14 protein-coding genes are annotated in these 18,048 nt (G+C 37.6%); 7 read left to right on the top strand and 7 right to left on the bottom strand.

The window, feature by feature from the left end; all coding sequences use genetic code 11:
• The first annotated feature begins 10 nt into the window (after positions 1 to 10).
• Genes KP713_RS05620 through rfbB form a run of 6 tightly spaced genes read left to right on the top strand, consistent with a single transcriptional unit; the run spans position 11 to position 6,214 of the window.
• The gene (locus tag KP713_RS05620; RefSeq protein ID WP_215770074.1) at positions 11 to 718 is read left to right on the top strand and encodes an IspD/TarI family cytidylyltransferase; all 708 of its coding nucleotides are present in this window, start codon (positions 11 to 13) and stop codon (positions 716 to 718) included.
• Positions 719 to 1,741 carry an alcohol dehydrogenase catalytic domain-containing protein gene (locus KP713_RS05615; protein WP_215770073.1) on the top strand — a complete coding sequence of 341 codons (1,023 nt, stop codon included), beginning with the start codon at positions 719 to 721 and terminating at the stop codon, positions 1,739 to 1,741.
• Entirely contained in the window at positions 1,741 to 2,679 is a 939-nt protein-coding gene (locus KP713_RS05610; protein ID WP_215770072.1) for a beta-1,6-N-acetylglucosaminyltransferase, read from the top strand. The genes KP713_RS05615 and KP713_RS05610 overlap by 1 nt, the downstream gene beginning before the upstream one ends.
• A gap of 11 nt (positions 2,680 to 2,690) precedes the next feature.
• Complete coding sequence (wbaP, locus tag KP713_RS05605) at positions 2,691 to 4,112, top strand: undecaprenyl-phosphate galactose phosphotransferase WbaP (protein WP_215770071.1); 1,422 nt, start codon at positions 2,691 to 2,693, stop codon at positions 4,110 to 4,112.
• The gene (locus KP713_RS05600) at positions 4,112 to 5,164 is read left to right on the top strand and encodes an acyltransferase family protein (protein WP_215770070.1); all 1,053 of its coding nucleotides are present in this window, start codon (positions 4,112 to 4,114) and stop codon (positions 5,162 to 5,164) included. The genes wbaP and KP713_RS05600 overlap by 1 nt, the downstream gene beginning before the upstream one ends.
• A gap of 36 nt (positions 5,165 to 5,200) precedes the next feature.
• Positions 5,201 to 6,214 (top strand): dTDP-glucose 4,6-dehydratase, encoded by a 1,014-nt coding sequence (gene rfbB, locus KP713_RS05595; protein WP_215770069.1) that lies wholly within the window; start codon positions 5,201 to 5,203, stop codon positions 6,212 to 6,214.
• 120 nt (positions 6,215 to 6,334) lie between these two features.
• Here the strand turns inward: rfbB and hrpA are convergent, their stop codons facing one another.
• The 3 genes from hrpA to KP713_RS05580 are packed head-to-tail and all read right to left on the bottom strand — an operon-like array spanning position 6,335 to position 11,070.
• Entirely contained in the window at positions 6,335 to 10,246 is a 3,912-nt protein-coding gene (gene hrpA, locus KP713_RS05590; protein ID WP_215770068.1) for an ATP-dependent RNA helicase HrpA, read from the bottom strand.
• Positions 10,243 to 10,617, bottom strand: a complete 375-nt coding sequence (locus KP713_RS05585; RefSeq protein WP_048952753.1) for a DUF423 domain-containing protein — start codon at positions 10,615 to 10,617, stop codon at positions 10,243 to 10,245. Before KP713_RS05585 ends, hrpA begins: the two co-directional genes overlap by 4 nt.
• Positions 10,618 to 11,070 carry a DUF441 domain-containing protein gene (locus KP713_RS05580; protein ID WP_048952754.1) on the bottom strand — a complete coding sequence of 151 codons (453 nt, stop codon included), beginning with the start codon at positions 11,068 to 11,070 and terminating at the stop codon, positions 10,618 to 10,620.
• 132 nt (positions 11,071 to 11,202) lie between these two features.
• Between KP713_RS05580 and KP713_RS05575 the strand changes: the two genes are divergently transcribed.
• Positions 11,203 to 13,065 carry a monovalent cation:proton antiporter-2 (CPA2) family protein gene (locus KP713_RS05575; protein WP_215770129.1) on the top strand — a complete coding sequence of 621 codons (1,863 nt, stop codon included), beginning with the start codon at positions 11,203 to 11,205 and terminating at the stop codon, positions 13,063 to 13,065.
• A gap of 85 nt (positions 13,066 to 13,150) precedes the next feature.
• On the opposite strand, the gene tal is transcribed toward KP713_RS05575, so the two are convergent.
• The 4 genes from tal to KP713_RS05555 all read right to left on the bottom strand — a co-directional run bounded on the left by tal (position 13,151) and on the right by KP713_RS05555 (position 18,000).
• Positions 13,151 to 14,104 carry a transaldolase gene (gene tal, locus KP713_RS05570; RefSeq protein WP_048952756.1) on the bottom strand — a complete coding sequence of 318 codons (954 nt, stop codon included), beginning with the start codon at positions 14,102 to 14,104 and terminating at the stop codon, positions 13,151 to 13,153.
• A gap of 123 nt (positions 14,105 to 14,227) precedes the next feature.
• On the bottom strand, positions 14,228 to 15,094 hold the full coding sequence (locus tag KP713_RS05565; protein WP_215770067.1) for a VirK/YbjX family protein: 867 nt from the start codon (positions 15,092 to 15,094) through the stop codon (positions 14,228 to 14,230).
• A gap of 158 nt (positions 15,095 to 15,252) precedes the next feature.
• On the bottom strand, positions 15,253 to 17,250 hold the full coding sequence (tkt, locus tag KP713_RS05560) for a transketolase (RefSeq protein WP_215770066.1): 1,998 nt from the start codon (positions 17,248 to 17,250) through the stop codon (positions 15,253 to 15,255).
• Positions 17,251 to 17,361: 111 nt separating this feature from the next.
• Positions 17,362 to 18,000 carry a YtjB family periplasmic protein gene (locus tag KP713_RS05555; protein ID WP_215770065.1) on the bottom strand — a complete coding sequence of 213 codons (639 nt, stop codon included), beginning with the start codon at positions 17,998 to 18,000 and terminating at the stop codon, positions 17,362 to 17,364.
• Positions 18,001 to 18,048 lie beyond the last annotated feature (48 nt).

Raw genomic sequence — 18,048 nt, 5'->3', positions numbered from 1 at the left:
GTTACTAAATATGATCTACGCTGGAATTTTAGCGGGTGGAAAAGGAACCCGTATGGGCATTACTGATATGCCAAAACAATTTTTAGAATTAGGTAGTAAACCTATTTTGATTCATACAGTTGAGAAATTTCTTCTAGTGCCTGAATTTGATAGAATTGTGTTAGGCGTGCATCCTGATTGGGTAAGCTATACAGAAGATCTTATTGATAAATATTTGAGTGCACATACCGAACGTATTTTAGTTACTGAAGGTGGAGTTGATCGTAATTCGACGATTGAGAATGTGATCAATGCCATTAATGCACGTCGTCCTATTACAGATAAAGATATCATTGTGACACACGATTCCGTTCGCCCATTTTTAACATTAAAAACGATTCGGGAAAATATTGAGCTCGCTCAACAATATGACGCTGTTGATACCGTTGTGGAAGCCACAGATACGATTGTAGAAAGCAAAAATAATACGTTTATTACGGATATTCCTGAACGTAAATATTTATATCAAGGGCAAACGCCTCAGTCTTTTAAATGCCAAGAGTTTCTATCGCTTTATCACGCACTTTCTGCAGAGCAAAAAGAAATTTTGACCGATGCTTGTAAAATCTTTGTTATCAGTGATAAGCAAGTTGCTTTGGCGAGAGGCGAATATTCCAATATTAAAATTACGACGATTACGGATCTTAAAATTGCACGTGCGATGCTAGAGGAGGCGTAAATGCTAAATCAAGTTTTTCAACTTGTTCGCCCTAAAAATATCATGATTAAATATGAAGATATTTCAGTTAATCAAAATGATAGGGTATTAGTTCGCCCTTTTTATATGGCATTGTGTCATGCAGATCAGCGTTATTTTCAAGGAAAGAGAGAACCGAGTATTTTAGCGAAAAAGTTGCCGATGGCGTTAATTCACGAATCTTGCGGTATAGTTGTTTCTGATCCAACCAAAACATTTAGTGTTGGGCAAAAAGTGGTCATGATTCCTAATCAACCTCCAGAAGCAAGCGGTGAAATTTTCTATGAAAATTACATGAAAGGAACAAAATTCCTTTCTAGCGGTTTCGATGGATTTATGCAAGAAGTGGTGCAACTTCCTCCTGATCGCCTTGTAAAATATGATGACATAGATGATACCGTTGCGGTGATTTCAGAGTTTGTAAGTGTGGCTGCTCATGCGGTTGAACGTTTTAATTGCATTTCTCATCCTGTTAGAGAACAGGTGGCAATTATTGGTGATGGCAGTTTATCCTATGTTACCGCGACGGTACTTAATGCACTATTCCCTGAAATTAAAATTACAGTGATTGGGCGTAATCACGAAAAGCTGAGTATGTTTAATTTTGTGGATAAAACCTATTTAACCAGCGAAATCCCTGAAGATTTTTCTTTTGATCACGCTTTTGAATGTTGCGGTGGTGCAGGAAGTGAATATGCCATTGACGATATAATTAAATATATTAAACCGCAAGGCACAGTTATTTTGATGGGCGTAAGTGACAATAAAATTGCCGTAAATACACGTGATATTCTGGAAAAAGGGTTAACTGTTGTAGGTTCATCAAGATCTGGACGTGCAGATTTTGAAACCGCAGTAAACATAATGGCAAATAAACGTCTTCAAAATCGTTTTAAAAATATTATTTTTGAAGATAAACCTGTTCAAAATATCAATGATATTTATCGTGTTTTTGATACCGACTTAACAACATCCTTTAAGACTATCTTTAAATGGGAAGTATAATGGATAATAAACATGCTTATTTAATTATTGCTCATAATAAATTTGAACAGTTAGCATTTTTAGTTTCTCTATTGGATTATAAATATCATGATATTTATATTCTCATAGATAAAAAGTCTAATTTTTCTGCTGAAGTTAAAAATAAGATTACTAAGGTGGCGAAAGAGTCAAATATCTATTTTTCTCAAGAATGCACTATTCATTGGGGCGGGTATTCTCAGATTGAAGCAGAAATGAAACTCTTTTCTTGGGCATTAGAATCTAATGATTATAGCTATTTTCATTTGTTGTCAGGTGTAGATTTACCCTTAGCAAGTAATGATGAAATTTATTCTTTCTTTGAAGCTAATCCTGAAAAAATTTTTTTATCGTTAGTGAGTGAAGAAATCGCTCTAAAGAATCGAGTTGATGAACGCGTAAAATATGCTCATTATTTCTCTAATATAAGTTCAAGAAGTACGAATAATAAAGTTATAAGAAAAGCAATTAGTCTTTATAGAAAATTAGAAATCACTATTCAAAAAGCACTTAGGATCAATAGGTTAGATAAATACCGAATCGAAGTGGACTATGCGTCCAATTGGCTATCAATAGATCTAGAGAGTACACAATTATTAGTTAAAAATCAGGCTTTAATTAAAGATATATTTTATTACTCTGTTTTTGGTGATGAGATATTTATACCAACAATGATAAATAAATTAAACTTACAACATAAAATTTATTCGCCTATTCGCTTAAAAGATCAACCTGAGGATTTTCAGGGGAACCTTCGTTATATTAATTGGTGGGATGGAGCTCCGCATACTTGGACAGATAGCGAATCAGATAAAGCTCAGCTTCTATTTGCGAAAAAGAGCGGTCATTTTTTCTCAAGAAAATTTGATTTGGATAAGTATCCTAGTATGAAGAGCTTTATTTTAGAATTAAATAAATAAAGGTAATGCCAATGACTAAATGGACACAGATTACATTATCAAAGATTATTCTTTTTTTTAGTGATTTTTTATCTTTGTTTTTACCTATTTTATTAATCTTCCCACTGCTTAACTTCTTTGGCGCAGGGCATAGCTATTTCCCTAGTGAACAATCAGATGAATATATTTATATTCATTTAGTTATGTCACTTTGTTGTGTTTCTTGGTTCTGGTTGCGATTAAGACATTATACTTACCGTAAGCCATTTTGGTTTGAATTAAAGGAAGTGATTCGAACACTAATCATCTTCTTTATTATTGAACTTGCCATTGTTGCACTCTCTAAACTCTATGTTTCTCGAACATTTTGGGTATTTACTTGGTTAATCATTTTTATTCTATTCCCAACAGCTAGAGTTTTAATGAAAAAACTCTTGCTAAAGTGGGGAATTTATAAAAAAGAAACGATTATTATTGGGGATGGAGAAAGGTTAAGAGAAGTTTATCAAGCACTAATCACAGAATCTTATCTGGGATTTGATATTAGATATATTGTTTCTCCCAACTTGATAATCAATAAAAAAACAGGGCAAGTTGAAGTAGTCTCTGATAATTTGGATGTGATTTCGTATTTATCCTTAGATAAAGAAACCGTTCAGTTTGTTCTTACTTTAAATGATGAAGATAAATTATATGCTTGGTTAAGATACCTAGCAAAAAATAATTGTCGTTCAATCTCTGTTATTCCAAATGTTGCGGGGATTCCATTATATAGCACAGATATGTCGCTATTATTTAGTCACGAAATGTTATTTATGAGAATAAATAATAATCTAGCGAAACGTTCATCAAGAATATTAAAGCGTACTATGGATATTTTTGGATCTTTATCCATTATCACCATGCTTTCTCCTGTTCTTCTTTATCTCTATTATACAGTTAAAAAAGATGGGGGTAACGCTATTTATGGACACCCTAGAATTGGTCGAAATGGTAAAACATTTAAATGTTTAAAATTTAGATCAATGGTAGTTAATTCAAAAGAAGTCTTGGAAGAACTATTAGCAAATGATCCTGAGGCAAGAGCAGAATGGGAAAAGGATTTCAAACTAAAAAATGATCCACGCATTACCAAAATTGGGGCATTTATTCGTAAAACCAGCTTAGATGAATTACCGCAGTTATTTAATGTATTAAAAGGAGAAATGAGCTTAGTAGGTCCACGCCCTATTGTTGCTGATGAGTTAGAACGCTATCAAGATGATGTAGATTATTACTTAATGGCAAAACCAGGCATGACAGGGCTATGGCAAGTAAGCGGGCGTAATGATGTGGATTATGATACCCGCGTTTACTTCGATTCTTGGTATGTAAAAAACTGGTCACTCTGGAATGATATTGCTATTTTGTTTAAAACAGTGAATGTCGTGCTAAAAAGAGATGGTGCTTATTAATGACTACATTAAATAATTTGCAGGGGCTAAGGTTTCTTGCATTCATATTGATATATTTAAATCATGCTTATGGGCTTATCTCTACAGGCAAGATTTTTGATTATGGAGCTAGAGGGGTAGAGTTATTTTTTATTTTATCTGGTTATCTCATCGCTTACGGTTTTGTTAGTCGGAATAATGGGAATGTTGATTCAAGCTGGAAAGCTTGTTTTTCTTACCTAATAAATAAATTAAAAAAATTTTATTTCTTACACGTGCTTACATTTTTGATTGCTGCTTATGTAATATCTTTTATTAAACCTAGTTATACTAATATATTTAGAGATGCTTTTCTTAGTATCACTCTTCTTAAAAGTTGGTATAGGCCTGCAATGTTCAGTTTTAATGGTGCAACATGGTTTCTTTCGACGATGCTATTTTGTTGGTTTTTTGTACCTAAAATAAATGGTTTATTTAAAAATTGTAAGCGTTCAGTATTACTTATCTCATTTTTTATCCTATATCTTTTCTCGATGACAATTGATGAGATGATATTTAAAGCTCGATATCCTTTACCTGAAGCTATTTCTTTATATGTTTTTCCACCATACAGATTAATTCATTTTCTTTTAGGGTATCTAGGGTACTTTTTATTACGAGATTTAGATAAGAATAGCTTGGGAGGCTCATTTAATTTATCTCTTCTTCAATTTATTTCATTATCAGGGATAATATATGTTTATATTGCTTTAGATAAAACTTTTGTTTATACACAATTTATCTTATTTGACATTATTTTAATTCATTTACTTTCAATTAATGGAGGTGTTTTTGATATTTTATTTGGTAATAAATTATTTACTCATCTGGGCGATATCAGTTTTGAATTATATATATTACATGGCGAACTTCTTTCTCTTGGTAAGCTTTACTTATTACCTTTAGGTATAAATAAAATTATCCTTTTTATCTTAATCTTTATTGTTACATATTTGCTTAGCGAATTTTTTCACCTCAGAAAAGTACATAAATTTATTACCAATAAAATTTGGGGTTTAGGTAAAAGCCAATGATTTAGGTTTTGTGATATTTTAGGTATTAATAATCACATGAAGATTCTCATCACCGGCGGTTCTGGTTTCATCGGTTCCGCTCTTATTCGGTATATTATTAATCATACTCAAGATTCTGTTATCAATATTGATAAACTGACCTATGCGGCAAATCAATCCGCTTTGAAAGAGGTAGAAAATAGTCCTTGTTATGCTTTTGAGCAAATTGATATTTGTGATCTTAAGGCGATAGAAAGTGTTTTTGAGAAATATCAGCCGGATGCAGTGATGCATTTGGCGGCAGAAAGTCATGTCGATCGTTCTATTATGGGAGCAGCTGATTTTATTCAAACCAATATTGTTGGTACTTATACGTTGTTAGAGGTTGCTAAGAATTATTGGTATACCTTAGACGAAGCTAAAAAAACGACCTTTCGATTCCACCATATTTCTACTGATGAAGTATATGGGGATTTATCCCTTTCCGAACCAGACTTTACCGAACAGTCCCCTTATCATCCTAGCAGTCCTTATTCAGCCTCAAAAGCCGCGAGTGACCATTTGGTTCACGCGTGGTATCGCACTTACGGTTTGCCGGTGATTATCACAAACAGTTCCAATAACTATGGGGCTTATCAGCATGCTGAAAAACTTATCCCTTTAATAATTTCAAATGCTGTGATGGGAAAGCCTTTGCCAATTTATGGTGATGGGCAGCAGATTCGTGATTGGTTATTTGTGGAAGATCATGTTCAAGCTTTATATTTAGTTTTGACAAAAGGTCGAGTCGGGGAAAACTATAATATCGGTGGAAATTGTGAAAAAACAAACCTTGAAGTGGTTAAAACAATTTGCCAATTACTCGAAGAACTTGTGCCAAATAAGCCTAATCACATTAAGTATTACGAAGATTTAATTACTTTTGTAAAAGACCGACCTGGCCACGATGTGCGATATTCATTGGATTGTTCTAAAATTCATGCAGAATTGGGTTGGCAACCGCAAATAACTTTTGAACAAGGACTTCGTAAAACAGTAGAATGGTATCTATTGGATAATTATGCTAAATAGGTTGCCTAATTAAATAAACGAACCACATCTCCAAATAAGTACTATTTGAATAGTAAGCTTGTAATCCAGTAAAATAGAGTGATTACATATTGCTTATATTATTTCTATGAGTATCTTTATTTATATTTCTCTCATTATATTCAAAATTCTCTTATCCGATACCTGATACTTTGTGCCTAACTGCTGCGCAAATAAACTCACACGCAATTCCTCAATCATATAGCGAATTTCTGCAATTTCATCGGAAATTGGTTTAGATTTTGGCAGTTTAGCAAGAAGTTGTTGGTAGGCTTGTTGCACTTTTTCCACGCGTAGCATTGCTGCACGATCTTGATTTGTATCTTGGGTAAGTTTATCTAAGCGTTTGCCTATTGCCTGTAAATAACGTAATAAATCTGGTAAACGATAATAACCGCTTTTTTGCACAAAACCTTGATAAATAAGATCCGCAAGTTGTGATTTAATATCCGACAATGCAAAGGCCATAGTGAAATCCATTTTGCCTTTTAAACCTTGGTTTAAGGCATGGTTAAGGGATAGGATTTGCTCCACTTTTTGTGCAATATCTGCGGTCACTTCGTTAAGGTTTTCCCGCACGAAATCACGCAATTTTTCAAAGCCTGCCTCATCCCATACAAAACCGCCAAAATCGGCAATCAGTTTATCCACGGCACAAGCGATACAGTCATCGATCAAATCCAACACACGACCGAACGGGGTAAAATACAGCCCCAATTTAGCTTTATTCGGCAATTTTTCATGCAGATATTTAATCGGTGACGGTACATTGAGCAGCAACAAGCGACGCAAACCTTGTTGCATTGCCACTGCTTGCTCAAGCTCTGTTTCAAACAGTTTAATACCTACCGCATCTTTTTCATCTACGATGGCCGGGAACGCTTTGACGCTAAAACCACGCTGTTTTTGTTCGTAACATTGTGGTAAATCTGCAAAGCTCCAAATATGTAGCCCGCTTTGTTCAATACCATCATGTGCCACAGCAGAAATACTTTCCTGTACACGATCTTTTAAGTTAAATTTCAGCTCGTCCAAATTCATGGATTCGGCAATTTTCTTGCCATTTTCATCCACCACACGGAACGTCATTTTCAAATGGCTTGGAATTTGTTCCCAATTCCAATGTTCCGCCTCTACGGTGACGCCCGTCATGCGACGTAATTCATAAATTAGCGTATCTAATAACGGTTTCTCCAATGGCACGGCTCGACTTAAAAAGGCTTGGGCGTAATTAGGTGCAGGCACAAAGTTCCGGCGATAAGATTTCGGCAGAGATTTAATAAGCGCAATCACCAGCTCTTCACGCAAGCCTGGAATTTGCCAATCAAAGCCGGTCATTTCCACTTGGTTGACCAATGGCAACGGAATATGCACCGTCACGCCGTCCGCATCAGTACCCGGTTCAAATTGATAAGTTAATTTGAGTTTTAAATTGCCTTGATGCCAGAAATTCGGGAAATCCAACTTACTCACTTGCTCCGCATCATCATTAATCAAGAATGAGCGTTCAAAATTAAGCAATTCCGGATCTTTTTGCTGCGCCTTTTTCCACCAGGTATCGAAATGTTTTTGAGAAACCACTTCCGTACCAATACGCTGATCGTAAAATTCAAAAAGCGTGCGGTCATCTACCAAAATATCACGGCGACGGCTTTTGTGCTCCAACTCTTCTACTTCTCGAACGAGTCGTTGATTTTCTTTGAAGAATTTATGTTTGGTATTCCAATCCCCTTCCACTAAGGCAGATTGAATGAAGATCTCGCGGCTTACCGTCGGATCAATAGAACCGTAATTCACTGGTCGAGCAGCCACAATCGGCACACCGTAAAGCGTGACTTTTTCATCTGCAATCACCGCCCCACGAGATTTCGACCAACGCGGTTCTGAATAGGATTTTTTAATTAAATGCTCGGCTAGCGGCTCGATCCATTCTGGCTCGATTTCCGCCACCATATGCCCCCAAAGCTTGGAGGTTTCCACTAACTCTGCCGCCATCACCCATTTCGGTTGTTTTTTGAAAAGTACAGAATTGGGGAAAATTGCAAAATGGGCATTACGTGCGCCAAGATATTGTTGTTTTTCCGCTTCTTTTAAACCGATATGCGACAGCAAACCGCTTAAAAGTGCGGTGTGAATTTGCTGATATTCGGCTTTTTCCGAATTAATCGGCAAGCCCATTTCACGCACGGCAAGACGAATTTGTTGATAAATATCCTGCCATTCGCGAATGCGCAAATAATTTAAAAAATCCTTTTGGCACTGACGACGGAATTGGTTTTTACTCAATTCTTTTTGTTGTTCTTGTAGATAATGCCAAAGATTTAAAAACGCCAAGAAATCGGATTTTTTATCGGCAAAACGACGATGTTTTTCATCGGAAGCTTGTTGTTTTTCTTGTGGGCGCTCGCGAGGATCTTGAATGGATAACGCCGCGACAATAATCATCACTTCATGCAACGCACTTTGTGAGACAGCGGTCAGCAACATCTTCGCCAAACGTGGATCCACAGGGAGTTGGGCAAGTTGGCGACCGATTGTCGTTAATCGACGTTTTTCACACGATTTGGTTTGAATGGTTTCAAACGCCCCCAACTCTTCCAACAACTTCACACCATCTTGAATATGCCGTTTATCCGGCGCATCAACAAACGGGAAAGCTTCAATATCATCCAAACCCAATGCCGTCATTTGCAAAATAACGGAGGCTAAATTGGTGCGCAGAATTTCAGGATCAGTAAACTCTGGACGAGAATTAAAATCCTCTTCCGAATATAAACGAATACAGATCCCTTCACTCACTCGACCACAACGGCCCTTACGTTGATTTGCTGAAGCCCGTGAAATCGGCTCAATCGGCAAACGTTGCACTTTGGTACGGTAACTATAACGAGAAATGCGCGCTGTGCCTGGGTCAATCACATATTTAATGCCTGGCACGGTCAATGAGGTTTCCGCGACGTTAGTTGCTAATACAATGCGATTTAATCCGCTCGGATGGAAAATTTTATTTTGTTCTTGCGCAGACAAGCGTGCAAAGAGCGGTAGAATTTCCGTGTGTTTTAGATTTTGTTTTTGTAAAGCTTCGGCCGTATCGCGAATTTCACGCTCACCGTTCATAAAGATCAAAATATCGCCCCGACCTTCTGCTTGCAGTTCATCCACCGCATTAAGAATGCCTTGTAGCTGATCTTGATCGTCTTCCTCTACTACGGGGCGATAACGTACTTCAACAGGATAGGTTCTGCCCGACACCTCGATAATCGGGGCATTGTTAAAATGTTTGGAAAAGCGTTCTACATCAATGGTTGCAGAAGTGATTATGACCTTTAAATCACGACGACGTGGTAACAGCTGTTTCAGATAACCAAGAATAAAATCATTGTTCAAACTGCGTTCGTGAGCTTCGTCAATAATCAAACAAGAATATTGATTAAGGAAACGATCGTTTTGAATTTCCGCTAACAGGATCCCGTCAGTCATCAATTTGATTTGTGTATCATCACTGACTTGATCGTTAAAACGAACCTTATAACCAACTAAACCGCCTAGCTCCGTTTCCAGTTCGTCAGCAATACGCACCGCCACCGAACGAGCAGCAATACGGCGTGGTTGAGTATGACCAATCATGCCTAAATTGCCGAAACCTAATTCCAAACACATTTTCGGCAATTGGGTGGTTTTACCCGAACCAGTTTCCCCTGCCACCACAATGACCTGATGTTCAGAAAGCAGTTTTTGAATTTCTGCTTTACGTTGGCTAACCGGCAAACTCTCTGGAAAAACAATCGGATTTTTGACCGCACTTTTACGATTTTCTACACGCAATTGAGCCTGTTCAATTTGCTGTTGGATTTCAGCAGCCACTGCTTGCTGAGCTTCTTGGCTTTTAATTTTTCCAATACCATGAATGCGGGCAGATAAACGGCGTTTATCCACCAACATGATGTCATTTAATTGAGAAAAAAGAGATTGTTGTAAAGGTGTTAATGCGTGTTTTACCGATCTGTTTTTCATAGCGATTTACTTTTGAAACTTCCGTAAGCTAAGCTAATCCATCCGATTAAAAATAAAGTTCCGCCAATAGGCGTAATCCACACTATTGCATTGCTTGCTCCGAAAGCGAGGGCGTATAAACTTCCACTAAATAATAAGGTTCCAATTAACCAAGAAGCCATGGATAATCGGGCGAATTTGTTGTCACGTAAAGCAGATAATGCAACGGCAAGTACTGCAATGGTATGGAACATTTGATATTTTAAACTCGTATCAATCCATGATAATGCTTTGGCTTCTAATACATGGCTTAAACCATGTGCCGCAAATGCACCTAGTGCGACACAGAAGAAACCGCTTAAAGCTGCAAGAGTGAGATATTTGTTTTTCATTTAAATTTTCCCTAAAAGTAAAGCTAATATACCTGCAGCAATAAGTGGGCCAACGGGTATACCGCCAAAGAAAGATACGCCGATAACCGTACCAATCATAAGCCCTGTGACGAGAACGGGTTGATTTGTCATTAAGTCAACACCTTGGCCTGCAAGCCAGGCTACAAAAATACCAACGCCGATAGAGGAAAACATTTTCCAGTGAATAAAGGAAGAAAGTTCAGGCAATGGAATTTTCCCTGATACTAAAGGGCTGAGGACACCGAGGGTTAAAACCATAATTCCTAGTTTTAAACCATATTGATCGATCCAAGGAATATACTGTGATAAAAAAGTTTGTTGCATAATGAGTAAGACAGCAGCAGAAATTGTGATCGCGCTATTATGGCTGAGTAATCCGAGAATAATTAAAATCACCAATAATAAGGCGACGATATTAAATTGTAACGTCATAAGTAAAAGTGCGGTTAAAAGTTGTGAAGAATTATAGCAAGTTTAGATAATTGATGTGTTCTTTATTTCAATAAAACAGGCTAAAATACAAGCTACATTTCAGTTTTATTGAGCGTTTTTATGTCGAATACTATTGAGCATCTAGCTAACCATGAACTCATCAAAACCGTTATTTTACTCGCTTCCAGTGTAACCATTGTGCCACTATTTAAACACCTTGGTCTTGGTAGTGTGTTAGGTTATTTGGTGGCTGGTTGTCTAATTGGGCCTTCTGTATTTGGCATAATTCAAGATCCTGCTGCAGTTGTGCATTTGGCTGAACTTGGTGTAGTAATGTTTTTATTTATTATTGGTCTTGAAATGCACCCTGAACGCCTTTGGGCAATGAGAAAAGCAATTTTTGTACGTGGTTTTTTGCAAGTGGGATGCTGTGGTGCATTACTTACTTTAGCTGGAATTTATTTGCTCGATTTACCGAAAGAAGTCGCGTTTATAGCAGGCATGGGATTTACACTTTCTTCAACTGCTATTGTGATGCAAACTTTGGAAGAACGTTGTATTACCAGCACATCTAAAGGTCAGCGAATTATTTCGACTTTAATTTTTGAAGATATTGCTATTGTACCATTATTGGCATCAGTGGCGTTTCTTGCGCCTCATTCTGAAGAAAGCACTCATACCGATTGGATGTCAATCGGCATCGCATTAGGCGCGGTAATCGGCTTGATTGTTGCGGGTAAATGGTTAATGAATCCGTTATTCCGATTAATTTCTAAAGCACATATTCGCGAGATGATGACAGCAGCCGCTTTATTAGTTGTACTTGGCGCGGCATTAGCCATGGAAATAGGTGGACTTTCAATGGCAATGGGGGCATTTGTAGCGGGCGTTATGCTGTCAGAGTCTTCGTTCCGCCATCAATTAGAAGCGGATATCGAGCCATTTCGTGGTTTATTGCTTGGCCTGTTTTTTATGGGCGTGGGGATGTCATTGGATTTGAGGTTAGTGTTTAATCACTGGTTATTACTACTCGGAATTGTATTTCTTTACATTATTGGCAAAGGGCTTTCCGTTTATGTCGTTGCCCGAATTACTCGCTTAGAACATAGGGAAGCAGTAGGAAGAATGTCACTCTTGGCGCACGGTGGTGAATTTGCTTTCGTACTTTTCTCTGCCGCAACAACAGCAGGCGTAATGAGCAACCATGAAAACGCTACTTTTACTGCAGCGGTAATTATTTCCATGTTGTTTTCTCCATTTATTACACAAATTACTCGTAAATTAGCGCAATGTGGAGAGAGAAAATCGGCGACTCAACCAGATACGAGCGATCTGTCGCTTATTGATGATTTAGAAGATAACGTGCTTGTAATTGGTTTTGGGCGTTTTAGCCAGATCGTATGTCAAACATTATTAATCCGTGGCATCAGCGTTTCAGTGATTGATCGTAATATAGAAAATATCCGTGCTGCGGCAAAATTTGGTTTTAAAGTCTATTATGGTGATGGTATTCGTTTGGATGTACTTTACGCCGCTGGAATTGAAAAAGCTAAATGTGTGGTGATTGGTATTAATGATACAGATCGCATTGAAACGATTGTGAGCCAACTTAAAGGGGCTTATCCAAACTTGCCGATTTTAACCCGCACTTATGATAGAAAAACGACCGTGAGCCTAATTAAGCAAGATGTGGATTTTATTGTGCGTGAAACTTTTGAATCCGCCATTGCGCTTAGCCAAGCAACATTGATGAAACTTGGCATTGATAAGATTGAGGCTGATGAAGTCATTAAAGAAGTGCGAGCATTGGATCAAGAACGTCTAAATGAGGAAGTTCTGCATGGTTTTTCTAATGAAATTGTGAAAAAGTATTGGACGCCAAAACCTTTTATTAAACCTCATGCTGATGCTCAGGCTTTAAATGATGAAACGGCAGAATTGTTAATCGATGAGGATGATTTACATCAAGATAGAGAAGAAACAATACAGAAATAATTCATTTTTAATTTCTAAATAAAAAACTCGCCATATATGGCTATGGCGAGTTTTGACATAAAGATATGTTATCACTTTCATATGACTAAAGTTTTGATGAAAGCATAGTCTCCAATTTTTCTTGGTCAGCAGCAAATTTACGAATGCCATCTGCTAATTTTTCTACTGCCATCGCATCGCTATTATGTTGCCAATAGAATTCAGCCTCTGTTAATGGTTGTGGTTTCGCTTTTACTTCGCCTTTGTATTCTAGTTTGCGTACAAGTGCGGTTGAATTTTCTTGTAATTCTTTCAGTAATGCAGGAGCAATAGTTAAACGATCACAACCTGCAAGTTCAGTAATTTCACCTACATTACGGAAGCTTGCGCCCATCACAACGGTGTTGTAGCCATATTCTTTGTAGTAATTATAGATTTTGGTAACAGAAATAACACCTGGATCTTCTGCTGGCGCATATTCTTTTTTGTCGGAGTTTGCTTTGTACCAGTCTAAAATACGGCCTACGAATGGAGAAATTAAGTAAACGCCTGCTTCTGCACAAGCACGAGCTTGAGCTTCAGAGAATAATAAGGTTAAGTTACAGTTGATGCCTTCTTTTTCAAGGATTTCTGCAGCACGAATTCCTTGCCATGTTGATGCAATTTTGATCAGAATGCGATCATTTGAAATACCAGCAGCATTGTAAAGTGCAATTAATTTACGTGCTTTTTCAACGGTTGCTTGTGTGTCATAAGAAAGACGTGCATCCACTTCAGTAGAGATACGTCCTGGAACGATTTTTAAAATTTCTAAACCAATGTTTACCGCTAATTTATCTTCTGCATCAATGAGTTGTTGGGATTTGTCATTGCTTTGTGCTTTTGCGTAAGAAACAGCTTCGTCAATAAGTGGTGAATATTGTGGTAGGGAAGATGCACTTAAAATTAAAGATGGGTTAGTTGTCGCATCTTGTGGTTGGTATTTTTTTATGGCCTCAATATCGCCAGTATCAGCAACCACAACGGTCATATTACGAAGTGAATCTAATTGAGTTGTCATCAGTCTCTCCTATTCAAATGAAATGGAATAAATAATCTCAGCTACGATAGCATAAATTTATGACGAAAAGGAAAAATTTTTCAATAGAAAAAATAGGTGCAGACATTGATCTGCACGGAAGATTTACATTTGAAGTTTATTTTTAAGTGTGGTTTCAATTTCATCTAACATAGCATAACGTTTACGATACATTGAGCGTTTTTTACTTGGAACATCGTCTAGGTTTGTATCTCTAATAAGAGGTAACATCCAATAATTTTTTCGTTCACCACCAGCTTCTGAAAATATGGCGTCATAATCAACCACAAAATGTTTACTTTGAACAAAGCGAGATTTGTTTTGGTATTTTTGAGGAATACCATAAAGTTTGTCATAGCCTAATATTTTTGTGAGCGATTTCATTATTTCAACCATTAGATAGGCTGGGCGTAATCCGTGGCAAGTTTTAGTGAGTTGTTTTACCATTTCTTTAGCGCCTTCAAAATTTGGGCCTTGCACAACAGAAATAAGCAATGCCTCCTCTAACTTCCCAAATGTGAGTAGATAAACTTCAGTATCAGTGGGTTTATAACGTAACTCTAATGTCCAAAAAACTTCCATGGGTTGGTGATTGCTTAGCATGAATAGCAATTCAAAATCAGGAATAATTTCACCAAAAGAAATGGGGGTTTCCAAAATAGAAGGAGATAGGTTTGATAATTTTTGTGGTACAAATAGAAAATTATCACAAATGGTTGATAAACGTTTTTGGGTATTGAAACGTTTATCTAAAAAACGATGAACTAAGGGATAGCTATAATTGGGACGTTGTGTTAGCAAGCTAATCAGAACTGGAGTTTGATTAACGAAGGCTTCAAATTTTTTTATTGTTTGACAATGTAAGAGTGAACGAAGACGATAACGTAAACGTTTTGCTGCATAAGATTTATTAGGTCTATCAGGATAAATCAATTCGGCTTTAGGCCACTGATATAAGGTTGGTACAGTCATGTGGATTCCTTAAAAGTGCGGTCAAAAATAAATGATGAATACCGATCCGCAAAATGCAATGAATTTTGACATAATTTTGGAAATATTGCTATTTGATATGAAGTTTAGGAAAATCAAAAGCGGCCAGTTTTTGCTGACCGCTTTTTATCATGAGGGAATTATAAAATCTCTTTCGCTTTCTCTACCACGTTTTCAACAGTGAAACCAAAGAGTTTGAATAATTGATCAGCAGGTGCTGATTCGCCGAAGCTATTCATGCCTACCACATGACCTTCAAAGCCAACGTATTTATACCAGAAGTCGGCAATACCCGCTTCAATCGCAACACGTTTAGTTACTGCTGCAGGTAATACGCTTTCACGGTACGTTGCATCTTGTTTATCAAAACGGTTAGTGCTTGGCATAGAAACGACACGTACTTTTTTACCTTCACCGGTTAATACATCCGCTGCTTTCACTGCTAATTCCACTTCAGAACCTGTTGCGATGAAAATTAATTCAGGTGTACCTTCGCAGTCTTTTAATACATAAGCGCCACGTTTAACGGCATCTAATTGTGCAGAAGTGCGGTCCATTTGTGCAAGATTTTGACGAGTGAAAATTAACGCACTTGGACCATCTTGACGTTCAACCGCTTGTTGCCATGCAATGGCTGATTCCACTTGGTCACATGGGCGCCATGTTTCAAGGTTTGGAATTAAGCGTAGTGATGCAGTTTGTTCCACAGGTTGGTGAGTTGGACCATCTTCACCTAAACCGATAGAGTCGTGAGTATAAACGAATAATGAGCGTTGTTTCATTAATGAAGCCATACGCACCGCATTGTGTGCATATTCGTAGAACATTAAGAAGGTTGCGCCGTAAGGAATGAAACCGCCGTGCAAGGCAATACCGTTCATAATGGCAGACATACCAAATTCACGAACACCGTAGTTGATGTAGTTACCACCTACGTTTTCATGCGCACGAATCGGTTTAGAACCACTCCATAACGTTAAGTTAGAGCTTGCTAAGTCTGCAGAACCACCTAAGAATTCAGGTAACACATGAGCATATGCTTCGATTGCATTTTGTGATGCTTTACGGCTTGCAATACTCTCTGGATTTGCTTGTAATTTTTCAATGAACGCTTTAGATTCTGCCGCCCAGTTTGCTGGTAATTCACCGTTTACACGACGTGTAAATTCTGCGGCAAGTTCTGGATATGCTTTTGCATAAGCAGCAAATTTTTCTTCCCAAGATTTTTCTGCTGCAGCTCCTTTCTCTTTTGCAGACCATTCAGCATAATATTCAGTCGGAATTTCAAATGGTGCGTAATCCCAGTTTAAGGCTTTGCGGGTTAATGCAATTTCTTCATCGCCTAATGGTGCACCGTGACAATCGTGTGACGCTGATTTATTTGGTGAACCGAAACCAATGATCGTTTTACAAATAATTAAAGTCGGTTTTTCTTTTTCTGATTGTGCAAGTACAACAGCCTGACGAATTTGTTCTGCATCATGGCCATCCACATTACGGATTACTTGCCAGCCATAAGCTTCAAAGCGTGCTGCGGTATCATCGCTGAACCAACCATCTACATGACCATCAATTGAAATGTTGTTGTCATCGTAGAATGCGATTAATTTACCTAGGCCTAATGTTCCTGCTAAAGAGCAAGCCTCGTGAGAAATCCCTTCCATTAAACAGCCATCGCCTAAGAACACGTAAGTGTGGTGATCAACGATTTCATGACCTTCACGGTTAAATTGACCTGCTAAGGTTTTCTCAGCAATCGCCATACCCACCGCATTAGTGATACCTTGGCCTAATGGACCTGTTGTGGTTTCAACACCTGGCGCATAACCATATTCTGGGTGACCTGGGGTTTTAGAATGTAATTGACGGAATTGTTTTAAATCTTCGATAGAAAGATCATAGCCAGTTAAATGTAAAAGGCTATAAATCAACATAGAACCATGGCCGTTAGAAAGTACAAAACGATCTCGGTCAGCCCATTTAGGATTGGTCGGATTGTGTTTTAAAAAGTCGCGCCATAATACTTCAGCAATATCCGCCATCCCCATTGGTGCACCAGGGTGACCAGATTTAGCTTTTTGCACAGCATCCATTGATAAGAAACGAATTGCATTGGCTAATTGTCTACGAGTTGCCATTTTGTTCTCCTGTTATAATTCGCTTTGAAAAAATAATCTTGCGCATTCTACCTTATTTCTGAAGGAAATTTAGCAAAAATCCGCACTCAATTTAATAGTTTGTGACAATAATCAAATTCTACGGCGACGCTGGTGAAAACGCGCGCTACTCGATTTTACTTTCAAATTTACCGCACTTTTTTTCTCTTTGGATTTGCGGTAAGTCCGTCGATAGTGACTTAAAAAATAATGAATAGAGCTTGCCATCAGCGCGCCAAGTAAAAAGACAATAATGAGTTCACCATATAATTGGTGAAAAATCTGATTAATTTTTGATTGGTTAGATTGCGTATATTGCGCATCAATAGTGACGCGTAAAAATCCTTTAATGCCGCTTTGGGCGTAAAGTGGCTCTACAATTTGTTGGTTATTTTCATCGGGTGAATTGCGAGTCTCGCGACTTTGAGCCAGTAATTTTCCTTCGCCATCATATAAGCTTGCATCTAAAATAAAGTCTTCTTTGACTATTTGATCAAGATTATCCGTTAATTGCTCTGTTTTGGCATTGTTTGTAAGTAAAACTGAAAATAAATTGGCTTGTTGACGAACCAAAATATGTGAGATGTTCGCCACTTGGTTTACGCTAGCAAATTGTGAACTCAGCTTAAATTGCTTCACACCAAATAAGATAATGCCAAGTGCAGTTAGGCTTAGCACAATAATCGTTGCAAGCATGGTTGATTTGATTAGTTTTTCTTTAATTATTTGCACTTTTTCAACTCACATCGGTTAAAATCTTTTCAGTCGCCACAATTTACA

This window comes from Haemophilus sp. SZY H36, assembly GCF_018829625.1.
Taxonomy (GTDB): Bacteria; Pseudomonadota; Gammaproteobacteria; order Enterobacterales; family Pasteurellaceae; genus Haemophilus; species Haemophilus haemolyticus_K.
The sequence above is the reverse complement of the archived record's forward strand: the minus strand, read 5'-3'. Positions and strand labels throughout refer to the sequence as shown.